Origin of the sequence: Halopseudomonas sp., assembly GCF_038130085.1 — a bacterium.
In the GTDB taxonomy this organism is placed as follows: Bacteria; Pseudomonadota; Gammaproteobacteria; order Pseudomonadales; family Pseudomonadaceae; genus Halopseudomonas.
Window position 1 is genome coordinate 49,769 of sequence record NZ_JAYPMU010000006.1, and the last position, 26,492, is coordinate 76,260.

The window sequence follows — 26,492 nt, forward strand, 5'->3', positions numbered from 1 at the left end:
GCGGAGAAACCGATGGACAACACCAGCCAGATACTTGAGCGCAGCGCCGAGCTGTTTAGCGGTCAGCGCCTGCTGCTGGTCAACCCGCCGGCGGACGGCCTGACGCGCAGCCTGGCAGCCGACTGGACGCTGTGGAGCTGGGATTACGCCAGCAGCCGCGGGCTGGCCGGTGCGCTGCCGGAAGACCGACTGGTGTTCTCTCATCTGTGCCCGCAGGTCGATGACCTTGATGGGGCGATTCTGGTTATGCCCAAGGCGATCGAGCGCGCTGAATATGCGTTGGCGCAGATGCTGCCATTGCTCGCGCAGGGCAAACCGGTCTATCTGGTTGGCGAGAAGAAGGGCGGCATAACCCGGGCAGAGAAGCTGCTGGGCCGCTATGGCGCGCATCCGGAGAAACTCGATTCGGCGCGGCATTGCCAACTCTGGCGGGTGCTCGTCGATCAGCCGGTTGCGCCGTTCCTGCTCGAAGACTGGCTGCAGCAGTATGAATTGAGCTTTGACGGCCAGCCGCTGCAGCTGGTCAGCCTGCCCGGCGTGTTCAGTCACGGCCGACTGGATGAGGGCAGCGAGCTGTTGCTGGCCGAGCAGCGGCCGCTGCCAGCGGGCCGGGTGCTGGATTTTGGCTGCGGCTCTGGTGTGCTGTCGCTGGTCATGGCGCGGCGCAACCCGCAGACGCGCTTCGAACTGGTAGACGTCGACGCGTTGGCTATCCATTGCGCCCGTGAATCGCTGGCGCTCAATGGCGTCGAGGGTGAGGTTTATGCGTCTGACGGATTGAGCGATGTGCACGGCCGGTTTGCCGCGGTGATCAGCAACCCGCCGTTTCACACCGGCATCCGTCAGGACACCAGTATTGCCGAGCGCTTCTTTTCTCAGGTGACCCGCAATCTGCTGCCGGGCGGCGAGCTACGTATCGTTGCCAACGGCTTTTTGCGCTATCCGCCATTGATCGAAGAGCACATCGGGCCCTGCCATGTTTTGCGTGAAAACAACCGATTCAAGGTCTATTCGGCGATTGCACCGGGTTGATTCGCTCAGCCGTTGCCGTTATATTTGCCGCCGTCTTAGGGGAGTAGTCTCTCCGCAAGCGCCTGCTTGCATTGGCAAACGTCAACATAATTGATCCACAGATCATGGCGTTTGCGACCCTCCACCGCCCTGCGCGGTATCGGGTTTGACGAGACCTTTGACATGCGACCATCAGCCGAGGGCGGGGGTAGTCGTGTGTCAATGGAATCGTAATCCCGCCCTCCTTTGGAAAATCCGTGGAAGCTTTTTTCGTATCGAGCGGGATCGTCACGCTGGCTGAGATCGGCGACAAGACCCAACTGCTGGCACTGCTGCTGGCTGCACGTTTTCGCCGGCCTTGGCCGATCATCTGGGGCATCCTGGTCGCGACGGTGGTCAATCATGCGATGGCGGGCGCTGTCGGTCAGCTGGTTGCCGACTATTTGAATGACACCTGGCAGCACGCGATTCTTGCGGTGTCTTTCCTGGCAGTTGCCGCCTGGACCTTGATCCCGGACAAGTTGGACGAAGACGAAGCGCCGCCGGTAGGGCGTTATGGCGCTTTTGTTGCGACCGTTATCGCCTTCTTCCTGGCCGAGATGGGAGACAAGACCCAGATCGCAACCGTGGTATTGGCTGCCCAATTTGATGCTTACGTCTGGGTGGTTCTGGGCACGACCGTTGGCATGCTGCTGGCCAACGTGCCGGTGGTGATTCTCGGCAATGTAGCGGCAGAGCGTCTGCCGCTAGCGCTGATCCGCCGGATTACCGCCTTGGCCTTCCTGCTGCTGGGCCTGTACTCGGCGTGGCTGCTGTTCCAGCCGATGCTGACAACGGCGGGCTGAGTCAGCCGCCGTTGACGATGCGGTTGCGGCCCTGCTGCTTGGCCTGATACAGGCTGCGATCCACGGCGTCGAGGAAGGCGCGTGGATCGTCCTGCTGGCCCGGCAGTATGGTGCCGATGCCCATGCTGACAGTGAGGATCTGGCCAGCATCTGAGTTGGCGTGCGGGATCTGCTCCTTGAAGATCAGCGAGCGGCAGCGCTCAGCAACCCGCTCGGCCGACTTGGCGTCGGTTTCCGGCAATACCAGCACGAACTCTTCGCCGCCGTAGCGGGCAAAGAAATCGCGCGAGCGCGCTGCGGCGCCGCTTAGCGTCTGCGCTACCCGCTTGAGGCAATCGTCGCCGCTGATGTGGCCGTAGTGGTCGTTGTACTGCTTGAAGTAGTCGATATCGAGCAGGATGACCGACAGCGGCTGATTGTTGCGCCGTGCGTTGGTCCATTCCAGCTCCATGATGGAGTCGAACATTCGGCGGTTCGCCGCGCCAGTCAGGCCGTCCTTGAACGACAGCTCCTCGAGTTCTCGTTGCAGGATGATGAGCTTTTCTTCGGTCTTTTTGCGCTCGCTGATGTCGAACATGAAGCCGATCAGTGCTTCCACCTCGCCGTCGTCGTCGCGTACCACATGCACCACGTCACGGATCCACACGTACTCGCCATCGGCGGTCAGAGCACGATAGTCGGCTTCATGGTCGGTGCCGGACTGGGATTGGGAAATGCAGAAATTGACCACCCATTCGCGGTCCTCGGGATGCATGCGATTGGCCCAGTCGTCAGCGCTTATCCAACTGGCTTGCGTCCAGCCGAGCAGATGTTCGATCTGCGGGCCAATGTAGGCAAACGTCATGGTCTTCCAGTCGATCTTCCAGGGAATAGCCTTGGTTGATTCAAGCAGGGTCTTGTAGACCTCACTGTCATGGGCGATTTCGCTGGCGATGTCGTTCATGTGCTGCTTCCGTTGGCGGATTTTTAGACAGGCACCATTGTTAGCATGCTTTGTATCAAGTGGCCAGTATGTCGCGTGGTCGGGACACATGTGTCTCTAAGTGAGTCTGCGGTGCCGTATCACCATGGGTGTCTCTGCGCGGTCAGTTAAGGTGCGACCAAAGGACACTGCCAAGATGTCACAACCCTGTGGAATCATGCGGCGCTTCTGATGAGCATCAAGGATGTCTGCCATGACACTACATATCACTCGCCTGCCCAGTTATCTGCTGGCTGGTCTTACTCTGGCGTGGGCCTCCATCGCCGCTGCAGCTGAGCCGATTACCATGGGGCTGAATTTGCCCCGCACGGGCCAGTACGCTCAGGAAGGGGAGATGCAGATGCGTGGCGCAATGCTGGCGCTGGACGAAATCAATCAGGCAGGCGGTGTACTGGGGCGTCCGCTGCAGTTGTTTGAGCGCGATACCGCCTCCAACCCCGAGCGAGCGGTGCGCAATGTAGACGAGCTGGCGGATGCGGGTGCGCGCATGGTGTTCGGCGGCGCATCCAGCGCTGTGGCGATTGCTGCCGGTAAGCGCGCCCGTGAGCGCGGGTTGCTGTATTTCGGCACCTTGACCTACTCCAACGACACCACCGGGCGAGATGGCCAGCGTTACATGTTCCGCGAGAGCTACAACGCCTGGATGGCTGCGCGGGTACTGGCGGCGCAGTTGCAGGCGCCGTTTGCCGACAAGCGTTATTACTTCGTGACGGCCGATTACACCTGGGGTCACAGCACCGAGGCCTCGATGCGCCACTTCACCGGTACTGACGATGTCAGTGCGCACGGTTCGACCCTGATTCCATTCCCGAACGCCTCTCTGCGCGAGCTGCGCGAGGCGTTGCAGCAGGCGCGTGATGCCGACCCCGAGGTACTGGTGCTGGTGTTGTTCGGCGACCAGATGGTCAAGGCGATGGGGATTGTGCGTCAGCTGGGTTTCGAGAACGTGCAGGTTGTGGTGCCCAATCTGACCCTGAGCATGGTCGAGCAGGCCGGACCTGCCGTGATGGCGGGTGTGCTCGGCGCTGTGCCGTGGACGTGGAATGTGCCGCGTGAGTTTGGCTTCGGGCGCGGTGAGCAGTTTGTTGCAGCGTTCGCCGAGCGCTACCAGACCTACCCGTCCAGCTCCGCTGCATCAGCCTACAGTATTGTTTACCAGTGGGCTGACGCGGTGACACGTAGCGGTTCGCTGGATAGCGAAGGGCTGATTCGTGCTCTGGAAGACCACAGCTATCAACTGCTGAAAGACACTCAGACCTGGCGGGCCTTCGACCATCAGAACCTGCAGACCGTCTACGCGGTGCGCATCAAGCCACGTACCGAGGTGATGGCCGATCCGCTGCGTCAGGATTACTTCGAGATCATCGGCCAGTTGTCTGGTGAAGAGGCGGCACAGACGCTCGAGCAATGGCAGGCCGAGCGCACAGCAGCAGGGCAGCCGCTGCGTCTGCGTTAGAAGCCCTGCTCCGCGAGCAGTCCAGCCAGTTGCTGTAACACCTCGATCCCCTGTACATCGGTTTCCAGCCAGGGCAGGCGCGGTCGCGGTAACTGGCCCAGCTCGCTGTCGATGCGCTGCAAGTAAGTCGCTTCCTGCACACGGCGTTGCTGCAGGAAGTTACCGTCGGCGGACTCCGGTATCACCCGGTTCACCAGTGCCGCAGCCACCGGAATATGCGCTTGCTTTAAGCTCTCTACTGCGCGGACGGTCTCCAGAATCGGCAGCCGTTCAGGCGTCAGAACAAACAGAAAGCCGCTGAGGGCTGGGTCTTCCAGGCGCCTGCGTGCCTGGTGGAACAGCCGGCGGCGGTTGCGCAGGGTTTCGGCGACATCCCGGGTACGTTTGTCCAGACCGCGCATTGGGTCATCGTTGGGCTCGTCAAACGGACTGGTTACATCACGTCCGCTGCGCGGGGTCAGGTGTTGCAGCACCTTGCCCAGCTCGGCGGATTTGCGGTTGTGGCTGAGCAGACCATCGGTCCAGGCGGCCATCGCCTCGGGCAGGGTCAGCAGGCGCAGGGTGTGGCCAGTCGGGGCGGTATCGAAAATGATCAGGTCGTAGTCGTCCGGTGGCGCAGTCACCAACCGGGCTATGCGCTCCAGCAGCGCGGCCTCCTGAGTACCGGGCGAATGCCGGGTCAGCTGCATCTGCCGCTGCAGTTCGTTCAGCATCTCCGGTGCAGCCAGTTTGCGCATCTGCTCGGTGACGCGTTGCAAATGGGCATCGACCTCGGCGTCGGGGTCGATCTCCATGGCGTCGAGATTGGGCTGCAGGCGCTGGGGGCGATCGTCCAGTGGGCGGTCAAATACGTCGCCGAGACTGTGCGCGGGGTCGGTTGAGACAATCAGGCAGCGCTGGTTGCGACTGGCAGCCAATACGGCAAGGGCGGCAGCGACGGTGGTTTTGCCGACGCCACCCTTGCCGCCAACCCAAAGCAGGCGGCGGTGCAGTAGATCAAATGTGGCAGTAGGTATGACGTGTCTCCCGGTCAGCAGCAGCGAAAATGATCCAGCGGTGAGTGTTCCATGCCCATGCGTCGGTGCCAGTCATGGAAGCGTTCGAGCAGCAACGGTTGCAGCTCCAGTGTGTAGTACGAGGCTGGGTTAGGCACGCCCATCATCTCGCTGAACACCAACAGCATGAACAGGTCGTCGTGGTCCCGGCGGCTACGGGCAATCGCCCCGCGATAGCGCGCGCTGTAGCTTTCTTCCAGAAAGAAGCGCGCCTGACTCAGCCAGGCACGCCATTTTTCGGCCCGGTCAGCGGCCATCCGCCTGCTCCGCCGCGGCCAGCGCCAAGTGCCGTTTTAGCGCCGCAGCGCATTCGAGCGCGACCAGTATCGCGGCGATCAGTACCACGATATCCAGCCCCAGCAGGAAGTAGTTCTGCTGGTCGTAGAAGGTCTTCAGCTGAATCACCAACGCGGTGACGGTCATCACCAGCAGGAAGCACAGCGGCAGCAGGGTGAACCACATGGGGCGACGGTAGTGCACCAGCATCACGGTGATCACCAGCAGAGTCAGGCCGGCCAGCAACTGGTTCGTGGTACCGAACAGCGGCCAAATGATCATGCCGCCCGAGCCGTCAGCGCCACCGGCGCCGAACGCCAGCAGCAGGCAGCTGCCGATGGCCAGCAGGGTCGCGGGCAGGGGCTTCTTCATCCATTCCTGATGATAGATCTCGCCCCATTCCTGGAAGATGTAGCGCTGCAGACGCAGGCCGGTATCCATGGTGGTGCCGGCGAACAGCGCTGCCATCACGGTCAGCAGGGTTGCGGCGGTAACTTCAGGCAGGCCCAGGCCGTTGTGGATGACGTAGGCGCCGCCCTGAACGAAGGCGGTGACGCCGCCCTGGCCGAATGCCGAGTACATGGCTTTCCAGTCGGTGAGGCTGGCGAAACCGGCACAGGCAACCAGAATCGCCGCCAGCGACAGGCAGCCTTCGCCGATGGCGCCGAAGTAGCCGACAAAACGGGCGTCGGTTTCTTTGTTCAACTGCTTGGAGGTGGTGCCGGAGGAGACCAGTCCGTGGAAGCCGGAGATGGCGCCGCAGGCGATGGTGACGAACAGTAGAGGCACAATGGATGGCGTACCGGCGGGCACGTCGTCATTGATCATCGGGGCGACCAGCGCCGGATTGAGGAACATGATGGCGCCATAGAGAATCAGCAGGCCGACAAACAGCTGCAGGCCGTTGATGTAGTCACGTGGCTGCAGCAGCATCCACACCGGCAGCACCGAGGCGATACCGGCGTAGAGAAACAGCAGTAAAATCCAGACCGCGTTGCCCGACATGCCCGCGACCTCGGCCGGCATCTGAACCGGTACGCTCGGGCCTGCCCAGATCAGCGCATAGAGCGCTACCACGCCGATGACCGACACTACCGGCAGGCTGATCATCCGGCGATAGATCAACTGGCCGACGATCAGCGCCACGGCAATCGCGCCCCAGACCGGCAGCACCGCGGTCGGGAAACTCATCATCAGCTTGGCGATGACGACGGCGAATACCGCGTTGACCATCAGCAGCACCAGGAAGATGACGATCATAAAGATGCTGCGAGCGCGCTTGCCGACGACGTCGCCGGTCAGCGATCCGACCGATTTGGCCTTGTTGCGCACACTGGCCCAGATTGCGCCCATGTCGTGCACGCCGGCAAAGAAGATGGTGCCCATAACCACCCAGATGAAGGCGGGCAGCCAGCCCCAGATCACTGCAATCGCAGGGCCGACGATGGGGGCGGCCCCGGCGACCGAGGTGAAGTGGTGGCCCCAGAGCACGAAACGGTTGGTTGGCACGAAGTCGATACCATCCTCGAACTCGTGCGCCGGGGTACGAAAGTCCGGGTCGAGGCGATAGATGCGGGCGGCAATGAAACGGGAGTAGATGAAGTACCCGAGGGTCATCAAACCCAGCCCGATCAGCAGTAGGATGGCTGCGCTCATGCTGTGTGGCTCCTGTGTTGTAGGTTTTGTCTGGATAGCCTGCCGACGCGTCTGCGGCGGCGCAAAAAATAATATAGCTCAGCCTTGCGGATGAGGCCTTCCGGCAGCGGCTTGACTATCGAAACCGTATTCCCGCTCGACGCGGGCGATGCGCACCCGGTATTGGCTGTACCAGTCGCTGCGTCCTCGCCGTTGCGCTTCAAGGTGCTCGCCTTGCTGTTTCCAGCGGCGAATGGCGGCCAGGTCGCGCCAGTACGAAAGGGTAATACCAAGCCCGTCGCGGGCCGATTCAACGCCTAGAAAACCCTCCTGTTCTGCCGCCAGTTCCAGCATGCGCTCGGCGGTCTGCGCATACCCATCATCGTGGTCGGTGCGCTGGGAGGTGAAAATCACGGTGTAGTAGGGCGGCTTTGGGGTATTGGCGATCTGGGTCATGGCGTTCTCTGGACGGATCAGCGGCTGGCAAGCCAAAGGCCGCAGCCTATCATCAGGCTGCCGCCGAGTCGTTGCAGCGGGCGGCTCGGAAGACGCATCGCCAAGCGACTGCCGAGCAGAGCGTAGATACTTTTGACCAGCAGCAAAGCGGCGGCGGTGGTCGTCAGCAACTGCAGGCAGACCAGCGGCGTCAGCGGCGCAGTCACGAATAATGGAAAGAAGCTGGCGTAGAACACCAGCGCCTTGATGTCTCCCAAGGTCAGCATCAGGCCGGCCAGCAGGCTGCTCCACCAACCACCGCGAGTGCCGAGTTCGGGTGCAGCTGGCTGGCGGGAGCGCCATAGTGTCCAGCCAAACCAGATCAGATAGCCGGCTGCCAGCCAGCGCAGCAGGCTGAACAGTCCACCCAGACTCTCCATTACGACCTGCCAGCCGGCCAGCGCCAATGCGGCCAGCAGCAGGTCGGCAAGGGTGATACCCAGTGCCGCGGCGAGCCCCTGGCTCACGCCGAACTGCGCACTGCGCACAACCACCAGTGCGACGCTACCGCTTGGCAGGGCCGCCAGCGCAGTCAGGGCAAGAAACAGTGACAGCAGCCCAGCAATGCTCATCCGTGATTGTGCTCCTTGAGCACCCTTTGGCTGCTGGCGGGGTAGCGCTCAAGCAGTGCGGCCGGTCGAATTGGACGGGCAACCAAATTACCGCCGCAGTTGGGGCAGCGCCCGGCAAAGCGCTGGTCAGCGCAGTCGCGGCAGAACGTGCATTCGAAGCTGCAGATCAAGGCGTTGTCCGCATCGGGCGGCAGGTCCCGGTCGCAGCACTCGCAGTTTGGGCGCAGTTGCAGCATGGCAGATACCCTCGGTGGCGTTATCTGATGTTATAGCAGCGGCCAATGCCCGGTGAAACCTGCCGGTCATGGGTGTAGTCTGACGCTCTGACTTTACTGAACTGTGAGCGACGCCATGCAGAACCTGACCATTGATATCGTTTCCGACATTGCCTGCCCCTGGTGTGCCATTGGCTACGCCCGACTGGAGCAGGCACTGAACACGCTGCAAGGGGAGGTTGAAGGCAAGGTGGAGTGGCATGCCTTCGAACTGAATCCTGATCCGGATCAGCGGCCGATGCCGATTGTCGAGGCGCTGTGTCGCAAGTACGGCCGCAACGAGGCGGAAGTGCGGGCAGCGCAGGACGATATGATCCGCATCGCTACCGGTCTTGGCCTGAACTTCACGAATATGCAGGAGCGTTACACCGCCAATACCTTCGATGGGCATCGGCTGGTGAAGTGGGCTGCCGAACATGACCGGCAGACCGAGATGAAGCAGGCGCTGTTTGATGCCTATTTCGGCGAAGCGCTGAACGTTGCCGATAAGGCTGTGCTGCTCGATGCCGTACGCGCTGCCGGATTGGATGCGGCAGAGGCAGAGAAGGTGCTGGATGGCGACCGCTTTGCCGATATCGTCCGTGCGGATGAGGCGCGCTGGCAGCAGGCTGGCATCTCGTCGGTACCGGCCTTTGTGATCAACGGCCAGTACCTGATTTCCGGTGCCCAAGAGCCGGATTATCTGGTGCAGGCGCTGCGCGAAATTGCCGGCCGTGAGGCAACGCCGGCCTGATTACTCGGCCCAGCGGCCTTGCTTGGGGGCCGGAGCAGCAGGCGTATTCTGCTGCTCAATGGCCTGTCGCATCAGCCGTTCAATAACCACCTGCTGGAAGGCTTCCGACGGTTCGGTCGTGCTGGGTGGGAACAGCATGGCGTAGGCATTGCGCAGCAACTGAACCGGCGTCATCAGTACGCCGAATGGAATACCCCACCAGCCGAGCAGCATCGATTGCAGAAAGTCGCTTGCCTGGCGCTTGAGGGCACAGCGGCGGCAGCAGATCAGATTGTTGCTGCCCCAGCGGGTCATCAGAATAAAAGACTGCACGAAGTGTGACTGGTAGAGGTCAATCGGGCCGGCGGCCTTGCAGATAGGGATGCACTGATCGATTCCACACGCCCTCTGCGAGTGCTCAGGCGTGTAGCTGCAAGGAGCAATGTGCAGCCAATAGTGGTTCTATTGGCAAGCAGCGCGACGCCGCAGATGCATGCTTGAGCGCTCGCCCTGCGGGGCGTTCGGGCCGAGCCGCACTCTGCGTTGTGATTTCTCGACAGGTCCTGACATGCCTTCGAAACAACGCCTTGATTGCGGCTCGGCCTGAACGCCAGAGGGCATGCGGAATCGATCAGTGCATCCCTAGGCACGAGCCGCGATAGACCGACTGCACCAGTTTCATGCGCTCGAATGCAGGGACTCGCGCCGCTGCCAGGGCGATTTGCCCCTCTGCCAGGCAGCGCTTGTTGCAGAATCGATACCCTTCTTCGCGTACTCCGCCGAAGAGGATGGTCTTGTTGCAGGCTGCACAGGTCGCCATGATGCTTTCCTTGTCGCTGGACTGTTGTCGTTCTTATCCCTGAACGAGGCGGGTTCAAGCCTGCCATCGTGTCGGTATCATGCCCGTTGATGCGAGATTGGCCAAGCGTGCAGCACCGCTGCAATGTTGGTGTGTCATCCTGAGGCTTACGGACGTAGTTGAAGAAGGTACTCATGACCGCCACACAACCACCTGAAAATCAGCCATCGGGCTCTGTCGAGATCAGCCGCCGCGAGGCCTTTCTTTTTTGGCTGAAGCTGGGCTTTATCAGTTTCGGCGGGCCCGCCGGGCAGATCGCGCTGATGCACGAGGAGTTGGTTGCCCGGCGTCGCTGGTTGTCCGAGCGGCGTTTTCTGCACGCACTGAACTACTGCATGTTACTGCCGGGGCCGGAGGCGCAGCAGTTGGCGACCTATCTGGGCTGGTTGCTTCACCGCAGCTGGGGTGGGGTGGTTGCGGGGCTGCTGTTTATTCTGCCGTCGCTGGTGCTGCTGATGCTGCTGGCGTGGGTGTATCTGGTCTACGGCGATCTGCCGCTGATTGCGGGGGTGTTGTATGCGATCAAACCGGTGGTCGTGGTCGTGGTGTTTCAGGCCGCTTGGCGCATCGGTGGTCGGGTGCTGCGCAACCGCTGGCTCTGGGCGATTGCGCTGGCTGCCTTTGCGGCGATCTTTGCACTGGGGTTACCGTTCCCGCTGATCGTGCTAGCGGCAGCCGTCGCAGGTGCTGTCGGCGGGCGGTTGCGGCCCACAGCTTTTGCCCCAGCTGCTCACGCCGGTGATAAGGCCGACACTGATACCGAAGCGCTGATCAACGACGCCAGCGCTGCCCCTGAACACGCTCGCTTCCGCCTGTCGCGGCTGTTGATGCTGCTGGTGATCGGCGCGCTGCTCTGGTGTCTGCCGATGGGGGTACTGATGCTCTGGCAAGGCTGGGAAGGGCCACTGATCATGGTGGTCGTATTTGTCGCTTTTCTCGGTGGCTATCAGGGCGAACTGATCGGTGCTGGACAGCCGCTGGCTGGAGGCATGCTGGCGGCGCTGCTGGTCTGCTGGTTTACCTTTTTGCCGTCCTTTCTGTTTGTGCTGGGGGGCGCGCCACTGATCGAGGCGACCCGTGGTGAGCTGCGCCTGAATGCGGCGCTGACCGGGGTGAGTGCGGCAGTGGTGGGGGTGATTGTGAATCTGGCGCTGTTCTTCGCCTGGCACGTGTTTATGCCGGGCACTGCGAGCACGCCTGACTGGCTGGCGCTGGGGATCGCGCTGGTCGCCGCGGGACTGCTGTTCGGACGGGGCTGGACAGTGCTGCAAGCCCTGCTGCTGAGTGCAGCAGCAGGGCTTGTACTGGGATGGTCAGGGCTGGTGCCCTGAGCCGACTCAGGCAGTCGAAGGCGCGGGGCCGCCGAGACGGTTCATCAGCGTACGCAACAGCACGCCGTACAGCGGCAGGAACAGCAGCATGCTGATTATCAGCTTGATGGCGTAGTCGACGGTAGCGATCTCGACCCAGTGCTCGGCCATGAACGGATTGCTGCTCTGCCAGAAGGCAACCGAGAAGAAGGCGAAGGTATCAGCCAGGTTGCCCAGCACGGTCGACAGACTCGGCGCGATCCACCAGGCCTTGATACGGCGCAGGCGGTCGAATACCTGAATGTCCAGCAACTGGCCAATCACGTAGGCGACGAAGCTGGCCAGCGAGATACGCAGTACGAAGTCGTTGAACGACAGCAGTGCGTCGATACCGCGATAGCTGCCTTCCTGGAACACCACCGAAACCACATACGACGCAACCAGCGCCGGCAGCATTACGCGGGCGATGACGCGGCGTGCAGCCTGTTTGCCGAGCAGGCGAACGGTCAGGTCGGTAGCCAGGAAGATGAACGGAAAGCTGAATGCGCCCCACGTGGTGTGATAGCCGAACATGGTGATCGGCAACTGCACCAGATAGTTGCTGGCGATGATGATAACGATGTGAAAACTGATCAGCAGTGCAAGCGCGCGGCGCTGCATGCCGGACGTAAGTGCGGTCATGGTATGTCCTTTTTTACGATTCGAGCCTGCTGGCTCGCCGTTTTGTCAAATGGGGTGAGGGAACCCATATCGTTCGGGGTCGAACGGCGCGCAATTGTACTGGTTTTGCGCTGATTGACCAGCGTATTCGTTGCTTTCCGACCGGCGGGCGCAGGCCCGCCGGCCGGAATGCGCTTACTTGGCAGCTTCGTAGAGGGCCTGTACGCGCGGCGCGGCGGAGCGCAGGGCCTGAATGCGGCCGGAGGAAGAAGGGTGGGTGCTCATGAACGCCGGCGGCTCACCTTGGGATGCAGACTGCATCTTCTGCCACAGAGTGACCGCGGCTTGCGGGTCGTAGCCGGCGCGGGCCGCCAGCTCCAGACCGATTAGATCGGCCTCGCTCTCATTGGAGCGGCTGTTGGGCAGGGTCAGGCCGTACTGAACTGCCATCTGCGCGGCCTGGCTGCCGCCTTGACCGAGGCCGAGCAGGGCGCTGGCCAGTTGGGTACCCATTTGCGTGGCGTAGGCGCGGGAGATAGCTTCGCGGCCGTGTTCACGCAGAGCGTGCGCAATCTCATGGCCCATGATCTGGGCAATTTCCGCATCGGTCAGTTCTAGGCGATCGATGATGCCGGAGTAAAACAGGATCTTGCCGCCGGGAGAGCAGCTCGCATTCAGCTGGTCGTTTTTGATCAGATTGACTTCCCAGTCCCAACTGGCGGCATCGGGGCGGAAGTTCGGTACCTGGGTGATCAGCTTGGCGGCAATACGATTGAGGCGGCGCACAGTCGATGCGTTGGTGTTCAGCAGCCCCTGCTTCTTGGCCTCGGCCAAGGTCTCCTGATACGACTCGGCAGCCATCTGATTGACCTGCTCGCTGGACAGGCCGCTCATCATGTACTGGGTGCGGTTGACGCCAACATTGCCGCCCTGGGTGGTCTGCACGCTTTGGCAACCGGCCAGCAGAACAACGGGAAGTAGGAGGGTAAATCGCAGTCGCATGGTGCTTTTCCTTGCTATGTCGGGATGAAATGCTGCCGGTGCCTTGGTCTGCAGCACCGGCGCTGTCTCACTTGGCGGCGTCTTCGATGCTGTCGCCCATCTTCTGGATGTCCTTGCCCAGGCCTTCCATGGTGTTGCATCCGGCCAGGCTGGCAGCACCGAGCAAAACAGACAGCAGCAGTACCAGTGATTTCTTCATGCTCTATTCTCTCATCAGACGTTGGATTGCGTGGTCTGTCGCGGGTTCCGCCCTGCGTGGCCGCTGCGACCGGAAAATCTTAAGCGATTGGACCATCATTTGGGCAATTGTATGCAACAGGCTGCAGAAATTTGTCCGGTGGCCGATATAGCCGAGTAACCGGTATCCTTCGCCGCTCCGTTGTCCCAACGCCGAGGTATTACATGAAATTCAGGTCAATCCAGCTTTCCATCGCCGTACTGGCCGGCGCCTGTCTATTTGTTGCTGTTGGCGTTATGACGTTGTACTCGGTTTATTCTGCCGAACGCAGTCAAAACTTGGTTCAAGAGCGCTCGCGGGTGTCGATTGACGGTCTGGTGAAGGACCGTTTGCTGTCGATCGCGACCGGGGAGCAGGCGCGCATCCGCCGCTACCTGGAGTATCCGCTTACCGTTGCATCACAGCTTGCCCAGCTGAACTCGATGCTTGGGCAGATTCAGGACGATGGCATGCCAGCCCTGATGATGGGGCGCGAAGAGATGACCCGAGTTATTCGCATGACGCTCGAGCAGAACCCGACGTTGTGGGATGCCTATGTCGGCTGGGAGCCCAACTCGCTGGATAACCTCGACAACTTCTTTGAGGGTATTGAAACCGACGGCTACGACGGCAGTGGTCGCTACATGCCAATGTGGTACCGCGACGAGAATGGTGGGTTGGCCCTGGAGGCCCTGGGAGACCTGGAAGACGAAACCATTCTGGAAAATGGCGTGCGCACTGGTGAGTACTACCTGTGTCCGAAAGAAACCCTCAAGCCGTGCGTGATTGACCCTGCACCGTATGAGGTTGGCGGCAAGACCGTGCTGCTGGCATCGTTCACTGTACCGATCATCAGCGATGGCGAGTTTATGGGCACCGCGGGTGCCGACCTGTCGATGGAGTTTCTGCAGCAGATGCTGCATGAGAATGATGCCGAACTCTACGACGGCAAGGGCGAGCAGGCGTTGGTCAGTTCCACTGGGCGCCTTGTTGCCTATACCGGCGAGGGTGCCAAGCCCGGAGATTCGGCCGCTACCGTGCTGGATGAAAGTGAACTGGCCAATATTGCGCGGCTTGGCGATCAACCCATTTACGACGTAGATGAGCAGGGCCAGCACATTGAACTGGCCATGCCTATAACCTTGCCAGGTACCGACGTCCGCTGGGCGTTGCTGATCACGCTGCCAATGGATGTGGTTATGCAGGACTTCAACCAGTTGGATGCTGAGCTGACAGACATGCGCCATCAGGATTCCATGCTGCTGGCCGGCATCGGTCTGCTGGTCGCTCTGGCTGGTCTGGGTGTGATGATTTTGCTGGCCTATGGCTTGGCCAAGCCGGCCCGCCAACTGGTAGCGATGCTGGATGATATCGCCAAGGGTGACGGCGACCTGACCAAGCGCTTGAACGTGGATCGAGCGGACGAGCTGGGCGCTATTGCGCGTGGGTTCAATGCCTTCCTCGATAAGCTGCAGGGCATGATCCGGGAGGTCGTTGGCTCGGTGCAGCAGGTGACCGATGCGTCGGAGCACACGGCCGATATCGCGCTGCGCACCAATGACGGCGTGCAACGTCAGCTCAGTGAGATCGACCTGGTCGCGACCGCCGTGACCGAAATGACCGCGACCGCGCAAGACGTAGCACGTAATGCTTCGCAGGCGGCCAGTGCGGCGCAGAATGCTGATGGTTCGGCTTCGCATGGCCGTGAGGTGGTGCGGGCAACGTCCGAGACCATTCAAAATCTCTCGCAGGATATCCAGCGCGCTGTGGACAGCGTGCAGGCACTGGCGCGCGACAGCGAAAATATCACCGGTATTCTCGACACCATTCGCGGAATTGCCGAGCAGACCAATCTGCTGGCGTTGAACGCAGCCATCGAGGCGGCACGGGCGGGTGAGCAGGGCCGCGGGTTTGCCGTGGTTGCCGATGAAGTACGCAACCTTGCGCAGAAGACTCAGAGCTCGACCGAGGAAATTCAGCAGATGATCGAGCAGCTGCAGAATGGCACCCGCGAGACGGTCAAGGTCATGGAGCAGAGCCGTGCACGTACCGACCAGAGTGTGCTGCAGGCGGAAGAGGCGGATGCGGCGCTGACGTCCATCACCCAGGCGGTGTCGGTGATCAACGATATGAACAATCAGATCGCCAGCGCCGCCGAAGAGCAGAGCGCGGTTGCCGAAGACATCAACCGTAACGTCACCACCATCGATACCGTGGCCAAGGATGTGGCCAAGGGTGCAGGTGAGGCCTCACAGGCCAGCGCATCGCTGACCAAACTGGCCGAACATCAACGCCGACTGATCAATCAGTTCAAAGTCTGAGCCGGACCCGCGGGGCTGCAGCAATGCGGCCCCTGGGTGGCAGGGTTGCTGACTGCGGTGCTGACTGGATAGGTCATTTCGATGCGGCTGTCGGCGTTCAGCAGCAGCGGCTGCAGGGCACTGACAGCCGTGTGCTCGGCCAGCCAGATGGCCTGCTCGCCAGCGTTAAGCGCCACGGGCATGCGGTCGCTGAGGCGGCTGGCGAGGCCCTTTGCCGGCACCGTAATCAGTGCACAGCTGTCCCAGTACTGGCCGTCGTCCAGTTGATAACGCTCCCACAACCCCGCCAGCGCCAGACCTCCCTCCTTGCGCCGCAGATACCATGGCTGCTTGCGCTGCCCCTGTTGCAGCCAGAGAAAGTAGCCATCGACCGGAATCAGGCAGCGCCGTTGGGCAAAGGCCTGGCGGAACATCGGTTTTTCGTGCAGGTATTCGGCCCGTGCGGAAAAGGTTGCGCGGCTCAAATCCTTCAGCCAGCCCGGCGTCAGGTTCCACAGCACCGAGGCGCACTCCATTTGGCCTGCGGTCTTGCGCAGAATCAGCAGCGGCTTACCTGGAGCAATATTCCATTGCGGCTGCCAGCCGCTGGGCATGTTGGCGTGAGGTGCATTGAATTGGGCCAGGCGACCGCTCATGGCAGGGGGGACTCCAGATCCTCGTCATTGATGGGGCTGGCCCCTAGATAGGCATACACCAGCTCGGTGCTGCGGCTGACGTCTTCGTCGGCGACCCAGATGCCGAGCAGGTCATGCACAGGCAGGTCGCCGATAGCGCCTTGCAGGTAGCCGCCGCTGATGTGACAGCGAATATGGTGGTCGGCCAGCACCGCGGACAGCAGCGTGGCCTCCGCCAGATCGGCGGGATGGTAGATGCACTGCATGTTCAGTCCTGTTCCCGGCGCAGATCCACGTGGTAGTCGTTGCCGTCTTCATCGATCCAGAGATTGACGAGGATCGGCTGGCAGCAGACCTGACAGTCTTCGGTATAGGATTGGGCTCCGCCGCTCAGGTCGAGCAGCAGGGTGATAGGTTCGCCGCAGTGAGGGCAGACCAGATTGGCTTCTTCCAGTGCCTGCACCGTAATTACTCCGCACGCCTTGTATGTGACATGGAGTGTAGCGGGATCGTCAATCTGGCGAAACCACGGTCGGCAACGCATAATGCGCGGCTGACGACAAGACTCTGAGGGTGACATGAGTGAGTTTGAGGGCATTCGCCCCTACAACGATGCCGAGGTACCGGGCGTGCTGCAGCGTCTGCTGGCCGACCAGGACCTGATGCGGATGCTCGCGGGCTATCGACTGCCGCGACTCAATCGATTTCTGCCTGGTCTGGCCCGGTCACTGGTGCAGCTTGCGCTGAAGCGCGAAGCGCGCGGCGTCAAGTCCGTCGATGATCTGCAGCACAAGCTGGAACCCTACCTTGATCGCCTGATCGAGAGCAGCACGCTGGCCGTGACCTACAGCGGTCTCGACAACCTGCGTAGTGATCAGGCCCACCTGTTTATTGCCAACCACCGTGACATCGTCATGGACCCGGCGTTCGTCAACTACGCGTTGTATCACGCCGGGCACCCGACCCCGCGTATCGCCATTGGCGACAACTTGCTGCAACGCCCCTTCGTCGCGGACCTGATGCGTTTGAACAAAAGCTTTATCGTGCACCGCTCGCTCACCGGGCGCCGCGAGAAGCTGCAGGCTTATCAGACCATGTCGGCGTACATCAGCCACTCGATTGCCGAAGGGCAGTCGATCTGGATCGCGCAGGCTGAGGGGCGTGCTAAAGACGGTCTGGACGAAACCGACTCGGCGATCATCAAGATGTTTTGTATGAGCCGCAAGAGCGAGCCGTTTGCTGATGTCATTCGTTCGCTGAGCATGGTTCCGGTGTCGATCTCCTACGAATGGGATCCCTGCGACGCAATGAAGGCGCGCGAGCTGGAGCAGCGGGCGCGTGAAGGCAGCTATACCAAGGAGGCGGGAGAGGATGATCGCTCCATCGCCATGGGCCTGACCGGTTACAAGGGCCGGGTACACGTTGCCTTCGGCAAGCCGCTGACGGAGGCAATGGAGGATGCCAAGCTGGTTGCTGCAGCGGTCGACCGGCAGATCCTCGGCCACTACCGACTGTATCCGAGCAACTTCCTGGCGTTTGAGCAGGGTGGCGGCAGTCTGCCGGCCGAACTCGCAGGTTGGCGTAACGATTTCTCTGCCAGCGAACTGGCCGCAGAAGAGCGTCGCTTTACTGAACGCCTGATGGCTTTGCCGCCGGCACAGCGCCCATTCTGGCTGCTGCAATATGCCAATCCGGTGCACAGCCGGTTGCGGGTACTGGGAGAGCAGGCCGGCGCGTAACGCCGGCCGTTGGTCACACGCGAGTGCTGATCAGGGTCAGGACCACAGCCAGGGTCAAACAGACCGCACCAACGCTGTAAAACAGACGGTTGATGCGCTGATCGCGCTGCAGGCTGATGTCGGACTCGCTTGAGGGCAGGGTGGCCAGACGCTGACGGCCCAGGCTGCTGCGCAGTTGGGTGGCAATCCACAGCCAGCTGCCATTGACGGCGAAGAACAGCGCCAGTCCGTTGAGGACCAGTGCCGGATTTTCAAGGTAATACAACCAAGCTGCCTGCAATGGGAACACGGCAGAACCTCCGGTGTCTCGGATTCGGGCAACCAGGCTGTTCTATTGGTTTTTTGTGGTTACGACGAAACGCAAAAAGAATGATCAGACGCACCTTTCTCAGCGCGTCTACTGATAAGCGCGGCCGATGTTATGCCACGACGCGATTAAATTCGACTCGGATTGGTCAAAATCCGATCAACGGTTAACCCTCAAGATTGCCAGTATTGCCTCCCGGCGAGACAACGCGCACCCTTGTGGAACAGGCCTTAACGCAAGGCAAAAGAGTGAGGTAGCAATATGAAAAAGCGGTATCTGGTGACGTTGATGCTTGGCGCCGTGCTGACGCTGGGTGGTTGTGCCTCTTCCCTGACCGGTGATGTCTATAGCCGTGATGATGCGCGCGCCCCGCAGACCGTGCGTATGGGTACCGTCGAGTCGGTGCGCCTGGTGCAGATCGAAGGGACTAAAACGGTGATCGGCCCGGCCGCGGGTGCAGCTATTGGTGGTGTTGCCGGCAGCGGCGTGGGTGGTGGTCGCGGCAGCACCATTGCAGCCATTGTCGGTGCGTTGGTAGGCGGTATGGCTGGCGCCGCGGCAGAGGAAGGTATTACGCGCACGCAAGGTGTCGAGATCACCGTGAATGAAGACGGCGGCTATACTCGGGCCTATGTTCAGGAAGTGGCCGAAGGCGTTAACTTCGCACCGGGTGACCGGGTGCGCATCATGTCGGTTAACGGTCAGTCTCGCGTCGTCAAATAGCGCAATCGGCGCCCGGTATGGCGGCAGCCATAAGCTGCCGTCGTACGAAGGTTACGCATTTTGTAACGGATTCAGCGGCTTGCGTTGCTCGTCGATGGCAGGTTGCCCCTATAATGGCGTGCGCTTCTTGACCAGTTGTGCCTCGCAATACGGTTATGCTGCGGTGGCAATGGTGCTGGAATGGAGGCCGCAACGGCCATATTAGGAGTAAGTCCTGCATGACCCTGGCGCTCATCGTCATTCTCCCGCTGCTTGGCAGCCTGCTTCCACTGTTGTTCAAGAACCAAGGCCGCTCGCTCTGTGCAGCGATGGCGATGGTGGCTCCCGTTGTTGGTCTGGCATTGCTCTGGCGTCACGCCGACGCGGTGTTCGCCGGGCAAACACTGATCCAGTCCTGGCCCTGGTTGGCCGAGCTGGGATTGAATTTCAGTTTCCGTCTTGATGGCCTGAGTTTCCTGTTCGCCCTGATGATTCAGGGTATCGGCCTGCTGGTCATCCTCTACGCCCGCTACTATCTCTCCAAGAACGACCCGATGGGGCGCTTCTTCTGCTATTTGCAGTTGTTCATGTCCGCGATGCTGGGCGTGGTGTTGTCCGAGAACCTGTTGCTGATGATGGTGTTCTGGGAAATGACCAGCCTGTCGTCGTTCCTGTTGATCGGCTACTGGTCGCACTCCACCGACGCCCGCAAGGGCGCGCGCATGGCGCTGGCGGTGACCGGTGCCGGCGGTTTGGCACTGCTGGCGGGCATCTTGTTGCTGGGGCAGATTGTCGGCAGCTATGAGCTGACGGATGTGTTTGCAGCCGGCGAGCAGATTCGCCAGCACGCGCTGTATCCGGTGGTGTTGGTCCTGGTGTTGCTCGGCGTGTTTACCAAGTCGGCTCAGTTTCCGTTCCACTTCTGGTTGCCGCACGCGATGGCGGCGCCAACCCCGGTTTCCGCCTATCTGCACTCTGCGACCATGGTTAAGGCTGGGGTGTTTTTGCTGGCGCGGTTGTATCCGGCGTTGGCGGGCACCGATCTGTGGTTCTACATCGTCAGCAGCGCCGGTATGGCAACCCTGCTGGTCGGTGCCTGCACCGCGCTGTTTCAGCACGACCTCAAGGGCCTGCTGGCGTACTCGACCATCAGCCATCTGGGCCTGATTACCCTGCTGTTCGGTCTGGATACGCGTCTGGCGGCGGTTGCAGCGGTGTTCCACATCATCAACCACGCGACCTTCAAGGCCTCGTTGTTCATGGCGGCGGGGATCATCGACCATGAGACCGGCACCCGCGACATGCGGCGCATCAATGGTCTGTTGCGGTTCATGCCGCATACGGCGGTGCTGGCGATGGTGGCGGCGTCGGCGATGGCCGGTGTGCCGCTGCTGAACGGCTTCCTGAGCAAGGAAATGTTCTTCACCGAGACCTTGGAACAGCACATGCTCGGTAACTGGAGCTGGCTGATTCCGCTAGGTGCCACCCTTGGCGGGGTGTTCTCGGTTGCCTACTCGCTGCGCTTCGTGCATGACGTGTTCTTCAACGGCAAGCCGGTCAACCTTCCGAAGTACCCGCCGCACGAGCCGCCGCGCTACATGCGCGTGCCTGTCGAAATTCTGGTGGTCATGTGTCTGGCGGTGGGCTTGGCTCCGGGCTTTACGGTTGCCGGTTTGCTGGCGGTCGCCGCCGAGTCGACGGTTGGCAACTCGCTGCCTGAATACAGTCTGGCGATCTGGCACGGCTTCAATCTGCCGTTGTTGATGAGTTTTGCCGCTATGGTGCTGGGCATTCTGGTCTACTCGCTGCGCCGTCCGCTGTTTGATTGGTACGCGCGTCAGCGTGACGTGGATGCCAAGCTGGTGTTTGAAGGTGCGGTACAGATGACCGTGCGTGGCGCGGGTCGGGTGACCCTGCTGCTGGAGAACGCCTCCCTGCAGCGCTACCTGCTCTGTTTGCTGCTGGCTGCGCTGGTGGTCTCCGGTTTCTGGCTGGTGCAGTTGCCGGCACTGCGTGGCCCGGTGGCGCTGACGCCGGTTGATGGTGTCACGCTGGCTGGGGCAATAGTGATGATGTTGAGTGCAGTTGCGACTGTCTATTGGCACCGTCTGCGGCTGGTCTCGCTGGTCATGCTCAGCGTGGTCGGGCTGGGGGTGGTGTTGGCCTTTGCCCGCTTTGCCGCGCCGGACCTGGCGCTGACCCAGATCTCGGTCGAGGTGGTGACCATCGTTTTGCTGATGCTGGCACTGTTCTTCCTGCCAGCACGTACCCCGCGTGAATCCTCTGGTCTACGTCGCAGCCGCGACCTGATCATCGCGCTGCTGTGCGGCACGCTGGTCGGCGCGCTGGCGTTCGCAGTGCTGACCCGGCCGTACGACAGCATCGCCGACTTCTTCCTCGCCAACAGCGTTACTGGTGGCGGTGGCCACAACGTGGTGAACGTCATTCTGGTCGACTTCCGTGGCTTCGATACGATGGGTGAGATCAGCGTACTGGCGATTGCTGCCATTGCCATCTATGCGCTGATCGACGGCCTGCGTCTGCGCATTCCCGGCGCCGATAGCCTCGGCAAACCGTGGGCCCAGCGTGGCGACCTGCTGATGCTGGTCAACCTGTCCCATGTGCTGCTGCCGCTGGCGTTGATGATCTCGGTGTATATCTTCCTGCGCGGTCATAACCTGCCGGGCGGCGGTTTCATCGCCGGCTTGATCACCGCGGTGGCGCTGATACTCCAGTACGTTGCCAGTGGCGAGGCCTGTACGGCCCAGCGCTGGCCGGTGAACTATCACTGGTTGGCTGGCGCCGGTGTGTTGATTGCTGGCGCTACGGGCATCGGCAGCTGGGTGTTCGGTTACCCCTTCCTGACCAGTGCCTTTGACCATTTCCATATTCCGCTGGTAGGCGATATCGAGCTGGCTACCGCGATGCTGTTTGATCTGGGCGTCTACCTCACGGTGGTGGGTGCAACGCTGCTGATTCTGGCGAATCTCGGCAAGTTGTCGCAGTCGCGGGTAGCAGGAGGAGAATTCTGATGGAGCTACTGTATGCCGTGGCCCTTGCCGTACTCACCAGTTGTGGGGTCTATCTGATGCTGCGTGCCCGTACCTTCCCGGTGGTGGTGGGCCTGGCGCTTCTGAGTTACGCGGTGAACCTGTTTCTGTTCGCGATGGGGCGCTTGGGCGATGCCGCTCCGGCGGTGCTCGGCAAAGCTGAGGTGTATGCCGACCCGCTGCCGCAGGCGCTGGTTTTGACCGCCATTGTTATCGGCTTTGCCATGACTGCCTATGCGCTGGTGTTGGCACTGCGCGCGCAGGGTGAGTTGGACAGCGATCACGTTGACGGCAAGGGAGACCATTAATGAGTCACCTGCCGATTTTGCCTGTACTGGTGCCGATGTTCGCCGGCGCCTTGCTGCTGGTGCTGGGCGCAAGTATGGACACCAAACGCGCGCTGTCGCTGCTCGCTACGTTTCTGCAGATTCCGCTGGCGGCAATGCTGCTGGTCGAGGCAGGCTCAGGGATCAGTGTCTACGCACTGGGTAACTGGATGCCGCCGTTCGGCATCGTGCTAGTAGTGGATCGCCTCAGCGCCTTGCTGCTGCTGGTGACCGCGGTGCTGGCCGCTGCTGCGCTGATCTACGCGGTGCGCGGCGACGATGCCGCTGGCCGCAATTTTCACCCGTTGTTTCAATTCCAACTGATGGGGATCAACGGCGCCTTTCTGACGGGCGACCTGTTCAACCTGTTCGTTTTCTTCGAAATTCTGCTGATTTCTTCCTACGCCCTGTTGTTGCACGGCGCGGGTTCTGCGCGCGTACGCTCAGGTCTGCATTACCTGCTGCTCAATCTCACCGGTTCGGCGCTGTTCCTGATCGCGGTTGGCACCCTGTATGGCGTGACTGGCACTCTGAATATGGCCGATATGGCGCTCAAGGTGCGTGAGCTTTCTCCAGCGGATGCGCCCCTGGTCGGTGCTGCGGGCATGCTGCTGTTGGTGGTCTTTGGTCTGAAGACCGCGGTGTTTCCGCTGTACTTCTGGCTCCCGCGCGCCTACGCCGCTGCGGGAGCGCCGGTGGCGGCGCTGTTCGCGATTATGACCAAGGTGGGGCTGTATTCAATTGTGCGCGTGTACACGCTGATCTTCGGCTCCGATGCCGGCGAGCTGGCGAATATGGCGCTTTACTGGTTGTGGCCGCTGGCGCTGGTAACCCTGCTGTTGGGTGCAATTGGAGCGCTGGCCGCCAGCACCCTGAGCTCGCTTACGGCCTACCTCGTAGTGGTCTCGGTTGGCACCATGTTGGCAGGTGTGGCGCTGGGTAGCGCCGATGCGCTGCAGGCGACGCTGTTCTACCTGGTGCACTCGACCTGGATCACCGGTGCCTTGTTCCTGTTTACCGGCATCATCCAGCGGGTTCGCGGTCCGCGCTTTTCCGCACGGTTGATTGCCGGGCCGCAGCTGCCGTTCCCGATGCTCTTGGGAGGTGTGTTTTTCCTGGTTGCCATGTCCATCGTTGGCATGCCGCCGCTGTCAGGTTTTCTTGGCAAACTGATGCTATTGGGCGCTGCAGGGCAGGGTGCCGAGGCGGCTTGGCTGTATTCGGCCGTGCTGGGTGGTGGTTTGCTTGGTCTGGTAGCGCTCAGCCGCGCTGGCAGTACGCTGTTTTGGCGGCAGTCTGATCAGACGGCCAGTGGTGAGCCGATTGACGGCGCGCGCCTGGGCGCGGTGCTGTTGTTGCTGGCCGGCAGTCCGGTGCTGGTTATCTTTGCCGGGCCGCTGCTGGGGTACCTGGGGCAGACGGCCGATCAACTGCTGATGCCGCAGTTGTATATCGATGCGGTGTTGTCTGTAGCGCCCGCTACGGGAGGTACTCAATGAGGTTGCCTGATCGCGTGTTTCCCCACCCGTGGCTGAGCGTCTCGCTGCTGATCGGCTGGTTGCTGCTGATGAATTCGGTGTCGTTCGGCAACCTGCTCATGGCGGCGGTGCTGGCCTGCCTGATTCCGTGGCTTACCCATGTGTTCTGGCCGCGTTCGCCTTACCGCTTGCGCTTCGGTCGGCTGGTTCTGTTTGTCAGCCGGGTGCTTACCGATATCGTGCTGGCCAACCTGCAGGTGGCCAAGTTGATTCTTGGGCCGCGCCGGCAGCTCCGCCCGGCCTTCGTTAACTATCCGTTGCAGTTGCAGCACGACTTCTCGATCAGCGTGCTGGCCAGCACCATCTCGCTGACTCCCGGTACGGTGTCGGCTGACATTAGCCCGGATCGCAAGACCTTATTGATTCATGGGCTGGACGTAGGCGATGAGCAGGCGCTGATCGACCATATCCGCCAGCGGTATGAAGAACCCATTCGGGAGATTTTCGAATGCTCGACACCGTAGTTCTGATTTGTCTGGGCATTATCACCGTAGCCCTGCTGCTGACCTTTGCCCGTCTGATCAAGGGACCGGATCTGCCGGATCGGATCCTGGCGCTCGACACCCTCTATATCAACGGCATCGCGCTGATCATGCTGCTTGGCCTATATCTGGACTCCAACCTGTTTTTCGAAGCGGCGCTGCTGATTGCGGTGATGGGGTTTGTCAGCACGGTGGCCATCGCCAAGCATTTGCTGCGTGGCAACATCATCGAATAGGAGCGCGTTATGAGCGATACGAGCTGGGTTGAATGGCTGATTGCAGCGCTGCTGCTGACAGGCAGTGTGTTTGCACTGATCGGCGCAATCGGTCTGTTCAAACTGCCAGACTTTTTCATGCGCCTGCATGGGCCGACCAAGGCAACGACGCTGGGCGTGGGCGCGCTGGTGTTGGGCTCGATGGCGTATTTCAGTACTCAGAGCGGTAGCATCAGCCTGCATGAGCTGCTGATCACCTTCTTTCTGTTCCTCACCGCGCCAGTCAGCGCCAACATGCTGGCCAAGGCTGCCATGCACGAGAAGCTGCGTCGTGAGCCGCGCACCCGTGGCGAGCCTTGGGACCAGTAGGGGCACAGCACGCTGTGCCCGCTTTCGGGGTTTGACTGCTTATTCGGCGCTCGTGGTTTTCAGACGCGGCAGGCCGAAGATGATCGCCAGTACCGCCATCAGTCCGAGCAGCCAGCAGTAGTGCACCTGACCAATCAGCACCATCGGTGACAGCGCCGCCAGCGAGCCGGCCAGCAGAATCTGCGCACCGTACGGGATCAGGCCCTGAATCACGCAGGAAAAGATATCGAGCAGGCTGGCGCTGCGGCGCGGGTCCACGTCGTAGTGCTCGGCCAGGTCCTTCGCAACACTGCCGCTGATGATGATCGCTACGGTATTGTTGGCGACGAACAGGTTAGTCAGGCTCACCAGTCCGGCGATGCCCGTTTCGCCGCTGCGACGGCCGGCAGAGCGTGATGTGAATGCCTGAATGCGCTCGCGCAGCCAATCCAGTCCACCTTCCTGCTTCATGATCGCTGACAGGCCGCCGATGAGCATCGACAGGATGGTGATCTCCAGCATCCCGGCAAAGCCCTGATAGATGTCGTTGCCGTAGCTGGCAAGGGCGTAGTCGGGCTTGAGCAGCATGCCGGTCACCCCGGACAGGATGATCCCGGTCATCAGCACGATCATGACGTCGAGCCCGCACAGGGCAAGCACAAGCACGCTGAGGTAAGGCAGCACCAGCCAAGGGTTGTAGTCCTCAACGGCGGCGGCGCCGTGGGCATCGCCAACCACAAACAGCACCGCCAGGGTCAGCAGCATGGCCGGCACGGCAATGATCAGGTTGAGGCGGAACTTGTCGCGCATGCCAACGCCCTGGGTGCGGGTCGCGGCAATGGTCGTGTCGGAGATGATCGACAGGTTGTCGCCGGCCATGGCGCCGCCGATAACCGCACCGACCGCCAGCGGAATCGATAAGCCAGTGGCTTCAGCGAAACCCAATGCGATGGGTACCAGCGCGCCGATGGTGCCCATGGAGGTGCCCATCGCGGTAGAAATAAACACGGCAATCATGAACAGGCCGGGCAGAATCAGACTTGGCGGCAGGACGCTCAGACCCATGTTGACGGTCGCATCAACGCCGCCGATGGCCTTGGTGACGCTGGAGAAGGCGCCAGCCAGCAAAAATACCAGCGCCATGGTGATAATGTTGCGATCACCGATGCCGTCGATAAAGGTTTGCAGATTCTCGCGGTAGCTCGGTTTGGCCAGTAGCAGACCGAGAATGATGGCCGGCAGTATCGCTACGGGTGCCTTGATCTGGTAGAACGCGAAGTCGGTGCCTGCCAGGCTGTAGTAGATGCCGCTGCCGAGAAAGATCAGCAGGAACAGCAAAAGCGGCAGCAGGGCGGAGGCCCTGGGTTGAGCGGGTGTTGGCATGAGATTGTCTCTGACAGCAGAAGGAATGCGTCGGATCGCCCGACGATAACCGCGCAGTTTAGCAGAGGCTGTCAGGTGGGAGGGAACAGCTGGTCGGGAGTTGGC

At 61.2% G+C, this 26,492-nt stretch carries 31 protein-coding genes and 1 riboswitch; of the genes, 14 read left to right on the plus strand and 17 right to left on the minus strand.

Annotation, left to right across the window (positions count from 1 at the left end; all coding sequences use genetic code 11):
* Window positions 1-12 precede the first annotated feature (12 nt).
* Together AAFM31_RS06360 and AAFM31_RS06365 are read left to right on the plus strand one after the other, a co-directional pair.
* Window positions 13-1,032, plus strand: coding sequence for a class I SAM-dependent methyltransferase (locus AAFM31_RS06360; RefSeq protein ID WP_341707061.1), 1,020 nt, complete (start codon window positions 13-15; stop codon window positions 1,030-1,032).
* Window positions 1,033-1,058: 26 nt separating this feature from the next.
* Window positions 1,059-1,178, plus strand: a riboswitch (yybP-ykoY riboswitch).
* Window positions 1,179-1,268: 90 nt separating this feature from the next.
* Complete coding sequence (locus AAFM31_RS06365) at window positions 1,269-1,856, plus strand: TMEM165/GDT1 family protein (protein WP_341707062.1); 588 nt, start codon at window positions 1,269-1,271, stop codon at window positions 1,854-1,856.
* A gap of 1 nt (window position 1,857) precedes the next feature.
* On the opposite strand, the gene AAFM31_RS06370 is transcribed toward AAFM31_RS06365, so the two are convergent.
* The gene (locus AAFM31_RS06370) at window positions 1,858-2,799 is read right to left on the minus strand and encodes a sensor domain-containing diguanylate cyclase (RefSeq protein WP_341707063.1); all 942 of its coding nucleotides are present in this window, start codon (window positions 2,797-2,799) and stop codon (window positions 1,858-1,860) included.
* 232 nt (window positions 2,800-3,031) lie between these two features.
* Here AAFM31_RS06370 and AAFM31_RS06375 point away from each other — a divergent pair, with 232 nt between their 5' ends.
* A complete protein-coding gene (locus AAFM31_RS06375) occupies window positions 3,032-4,294 on the plus strand; it encodes an ABC transporter substrate-binding protein (RefSeq protein WP_371833016.1) in 1,263 nt (420 codons plus the stop codon).
* Here AAFM31_RS06375 and AAFM31_RS06380 read toward each other — a convergent pair.
* From AAFM31_RS06380 to AAFM31_RS06405, 6 genes are all read right to left on the minus strand, one after another.
* The gene (locus tag AAFM31_RS06380) at window positions 4,291-5,382 is read right to left on the minus strand and encodes an ArsA family ATPase (protein ID WP_341707198.1); all 1,092 of its coding nucleotides are present in this window, start codon (window positions 5,380-5,382) and stop codon (window positions 4,291-4,293) included. The two genes, AAFM31_RS06375 and AAFM31_RS06380, sit on opposite strands and share 4 nt — an antisense overlap.
* The gene (locus tag AAFM31_RS06385; protein ID WP_341707064.1) at window positions 5,325-5,606 is read right to left on the minus strand and encodes a cory-CC-star protein; all 282 of its coding nucleotides are present in this window, start codon (window positions 5,604-5,606) and stop codon (window positions 5,325-5,327) included. The genes AAFM31_RS06380 and AAFM31_RS06385 overlap by 58 nt, the downstream gene beginning before the upstream one ends.
* Window positions 5,596-7,281, minus strand: a complete 1,686-nt coding sequence (locus AAFM31_RS06390; protein ID WP_341707065.1) for a carbon starvation protein A — start codon at window positions 7,279-7,281, stop codon at window positions 5,596-5,598. The genes AAFM31_RS06385 and AAFM31_RS06390 overlap by 11 nt, the downstream gene beginning before the upstream one ends.
* A 78-nt stretch (window positions 7,282-7,359) precedes the next feature.
* Entirely contained in the window at window positions 7,360-7,716 is a 357-nt protein-coding gene (locus tag AAFM31_RS06395) for an antibiotic biosynthesis monooxygenase (RefSeq protein ID WP_341707066.1), read from the minus strand.
* 17 nt (window positions 7,717-7,733) lie between these two features.
* Window positions 7,734-8,327: a LysE family transporter gene (locus tag AAFM31_RS06400; protein WP_341707067.1), complete on the minus strand. Its 594-nt coding sequence runs from the start codon at window positions 8,325-8,327 to the stop codon at window positions 7,734-7,736.
* Window positions 8,324-8,563, minus strand: a complete 240-nt coding sequence (locus AAFM31_RS06405; protein ID WP_341707068.1) for a DUF1272 domain-containing protein — start codon at window positions 8,561-8,563, stop codon at window positions 8,324-8,326. The genes AAFM31_RS06400 and AAFM31_RS06405 overlap by 4 nt, the downstream gene beginning before the upstream one ends.
* A gap of 115 nt (window positions 8,564-8,678) precedes the next feature.
* On the opposite strand from AAFM31_RS06405, the gene AAFM31_RS06410 reads away from it, so the two are divergent.
* Complete coding sequence (locus AAFM31_RS06410; RefSeq protein ID WP_341707069.1) at window positions 8,679-9,335, plus strand: DsbA family oxidoreductase; 657 nt, start codon at window positions 8,679-8,681, stop codon at window positions 9,333-9,335.
* On the opposite strand, the gene AAFM31_RS06415 is transcribed toward AAFM31_RS06410, so the two are convergent.
* On the minus strand, window positions 9,336-9,647 hold the full coding sequence (locus AAFM31_RS06415) for a hypothetical protein (RefSeq protein ID WP_341707070.1): 312 nt from the start codon (window positions 9,645-9,647) through the stop codon (window positions 9,336-9,338).
* Window positions 9,648-9,945: 298 nt separating this feature from the next.
* On the minus strand, window positions 9,946-10,134 hold the full coding sequence (locus AAFM31_RS06420) for a hypothetical protein (protein WP_341707071.1): 189 nt from the start codon (window positions 10,132-10,134) through the stop codon (window positions 9,946-9,948).
* A gap of 173 nt (window positions 10,135-10,307) precedes the next feature.
* On the opposite strand from AAFM31_RS06420, the gene AAFM31_RS06425 reads away from it, so the two are divergent.
* Complete coding sequence (locus AAFM31_RS06425; protein WP_341707072.1) at window positions 10,308-11,504, plus strand: chromate transporter; 1,197 nt, start codon at window positions 10,308-10,310, stop codon at window positions 11,502-11,504.
* A gap of 6 nt (window positions 11,505-11,510) precedes the next feature.
* On the opposite strand, the gene AAFM31_RS06430 is transcribed toward AAFM31_RS06425, so the two are convergent.
* The 3 genes from AAFM31_RS06430 to AAFM31_RS06440 all read right to left on the minus strand — a co-directional run bounded on the left by AAFM31_RS06430 (window position 11,511) and on the right by AAFM31_RS06440 (window position 13,344).
* Window positions 11,511-12,164 (minus strand): 7-cyano-7-deazaguanine/7-aminomethyl-7-deazaguanine transporter, encoded by a 654-nt coding sequence (locus tag AAFM31_RS06430; RefSeq protein WP_341707073.1) that lies wholly within the window; start codon window positions 12,162-12,164, stop codon window positions 11,511-11,513.
* A 174-nt stretch (window positions 12,165-12,338) separates the two neighbouring features.
* The gene (locus AAFM31_RS06435; RefSeq protein ID WP_341707074.1) at window positions 12,339-13,145 is read right to left on the minus strand and encodes a M48 family metallopeptidase; all 807 of its coding nucleotides are present in this window, start codon (window positions 13,143-13,145) and stop codon (window positions 12,339-12,341) included.
* A 67-nt stretch (window positions 13,146-13,212) separates the two neighbouring features.
* Window positions 13,213-13,344 (minus strand): entericidin A/B family lipoprotein, encoded by a 132-nt coding sequence (locus AAFM31_RS06440; protein WP_341707075.1) that lies wholly within the window; start codon window positions 13,342-13,344, stop codon window positions 13,213-13,215.
* Between the two features lie 203 nt (window positions 13,345-13,547).
* Between AAFM31_RS06440 and AAFM31_RS06445 the strand changes: the two genes are divergently transcribed.
* On the plus strand, window positions 13,548-15,683 hold the full coding sequence (locus tag AAFM31_RS06445; RefSeq protein ID WP_341707076.1) for a methyl-accepting chemotaxis protein: 2,136 nt from the start codon (window positions 13,548-13,550) through the stop codon (window positions 15,681-15,683).
* On the opposite strand, the gene AAFM31_RS06450 is transcribed toward AAFM31_RS06445, so the two are convergent.
* From AAFM31_RS06450 to AAFM31_RS06460, 3 genes are read right to left on the minus strand one after another with little or no spacing between them, the layout of a single operon-like run.
* A complete protein-coding gene (locus AAFM31_RS06450; protein WP_341707077.1) occupies window positions 15,668-16,318 on the minus strand; it encodes an SOS response-associated peptidase in 651 nt (216 codons plus the stop codon). The two genes, AAFM31_RS06445 and AAFM31_RS06450, sit on opposite strands and share 16 nt — an antisense overlap.
* Window positions 16,315-16,563 carry a DUF2007 domain-containing protein gene (locus AAFM31_RS06455; protein ID WP_341707078.1) on the minus strand — a complete coding sequence of 83 codons (249 nt, stop codon included), beginning with the start codon at window positions 16,561-16,563 and terminating at the stop codon, window positions 16,315-16,317. The genes AAFM31_RS06450 and AAFM31_RS06455 overlap by 4 nt, the downstream gene beginning before the upstream one ends.
* 2 nt (window positions 16,564-16,565) lie before the next feature.
* A complete protein-coding gene (locus tag AAFM31_RS06460) occupies window positions 16,566-16,760 on the minus strand; it encodes a CPXCG motif-containing cysteine-rich protein (protein ID WP_341707079.1) in 195 nt (64 codons plus the stop codon).
* A gap of 115 nt (window positions 16,761-16,875) precedes the next feature.
* On the opposite strand from AAFM31_RS06460, the gene AAFM31_RS06465 reads away from it, so the two are divergent.
* Window positions 16,876-18,036 (plus strand): 1-acyl-sn-glycerol-3-phosphate acyltransferase, encoded by a 1,161-nt coding sequence (locus AAFM31_RS06465; RefSeq protein ID WP_341707080.1) that lies wholly within the window; start codon window positions 16,876-16,878, stop codon window positions 18,034-18,036.
* A gap of 13 nt (window positions 18,037-18,049) precedes the next feature.
* Here the strand turns inward: AAFM31_RS06465 and AAFM31_RS06470 are convergent, their stop codons facing one another.
* The gene (locus tag AAFM31_RS06470; RefSeq protein ID WP_341707081.1) at window positions 18,050-18,325 is read right to left on the minus strand and encodes a hypothetical protein; all 276 of its coding nucleotides are present in this window, start codon (window positions 18,323-18,325) and stop codon (window positions 18,050-18,052) included.
* 279 nt (window positions 18,326-18,604) lie between these two features.
* Here AAFM31_RS06470 and AAFM31_RS06475 point away from each other — a divergent pair, with 279 nt between their 5' ends.
* The 7 genes from AAFM31_RS06475 (at window position 18,605) to AAFM31_RS06505 (ending at window position 25,025) form a co-directional block, all read left to right on the plus strand.
* Window positions 18,605-19,066: a glycine zipper 2TM domain-containing protein gene (locus tag AAFM31_RS06475; protein ID WP_341707082.1), complete on the plus strand. Its 462-nt coding sequence runs from the start codon at window positions 18,605-18,607 to the stop codon at window positions 19,064-19,066.
* A gap of 218 nt (window positions 19,067-19,284) precedes the next feature.
* A complete protein-coding gene (locus AAFM31_RS06480) occupies window positions 19,285-22,077 on the plus strand; it encodes a monovalent cation/H+ antiporter subunit A (protein ID WP_341707083.1) in 2,793 nt (930 codons plus the stop codon).
* Window positions 22,077-22,403, plus strand: coding sequence for a Na+/H+ antiporter subunit C (locus tag AAFM31_RS06485; protein WP_341707084.1), 327 nt, complete (start codon window positions 22,077-22,079; stop codon window positions 22,401-22,403). The genes AAFM31_RS06480 and AAFM31_RS06485 overlap by 1 nt, the downstream gene beginning before the upstream one ends.
* Complete coding sequence (locus AAFM31_RS06490) at window positions 22,403-23,920, plus strand: monovalent cation/H+ antiporter subunit D (protein WP_341707085.1); 1,518 nt, start codon at window positions 22,403-22,405, stop codon at window positions 23,918-23,920. The genes AAFM31_RS06485 and AAFM31_RS06490 overlap by 1 nt, the downstream gene beginning before the upstream one ends.
* On the plus strand, window positions 23,917-24,423 hold the full coding sequence (locus AAFM31_RS06495; protein ID WP_341707086.1) for a Na+/H+ antiporter subunit E: 507 nt from the start codon (window positions 23,917-23,919) through the stop codon (window positions 24,421-24,423). Before AAFM31_RS06490 ends, AAFM31_RS06495 begins: the two co-directional genes overlap by 4 nt.
* Window positions 24,408-24,677, plus strand: a complete 270-nt coding sequence (locus AAFM31_RS06500) for a K+/H+ antiporter subunit F (RefSeq protein ID WP_341707087.1) — start codon at window positions 24,408-24,410, stop codon at window positions 24,675-24,677. The genes AAFM31_RS06495 and AAFM31_RS06500 overlap by 16 nt, the downstream gene beginning before the upstream one ends.
* A gap of 9 nt (window positions 24,678-24,686) precedes the next feature.
* Window positions 24,687-25,025 (plus strand): Na+/H+ antiporter subunit G, encoded by a 339-nt coding sequence (locus AAFM31_RS06505; RefSeq protein ID WP_341707088.1) that lies wholly within the window; start codon window positions 24,687-24,689, stop codon window positions 25,023-25,025.
* A gap of 39 nt (window positions 25,026-25,064) precedes the next feature.
* Here AAFM31_RS06505 and AAFM31_RS06510 read toward each other — a convergent pair whose 3' ends face one another.
* The gene (locus AAFM31_RS06510) at window positions 25,065-26,387 is read right to left on the minus strand and encodes a Na+/H+ antiporter NhaC family protein (protein WP_341707089.1); all 1,323 of its coding nucleotides are present in this window, start codon (window positions 26,385-26,387) and stop codon (window positions 25,065-25,067) included.
* Window positions 26,388-26,492: the final 105 nt, after the last annotated feature.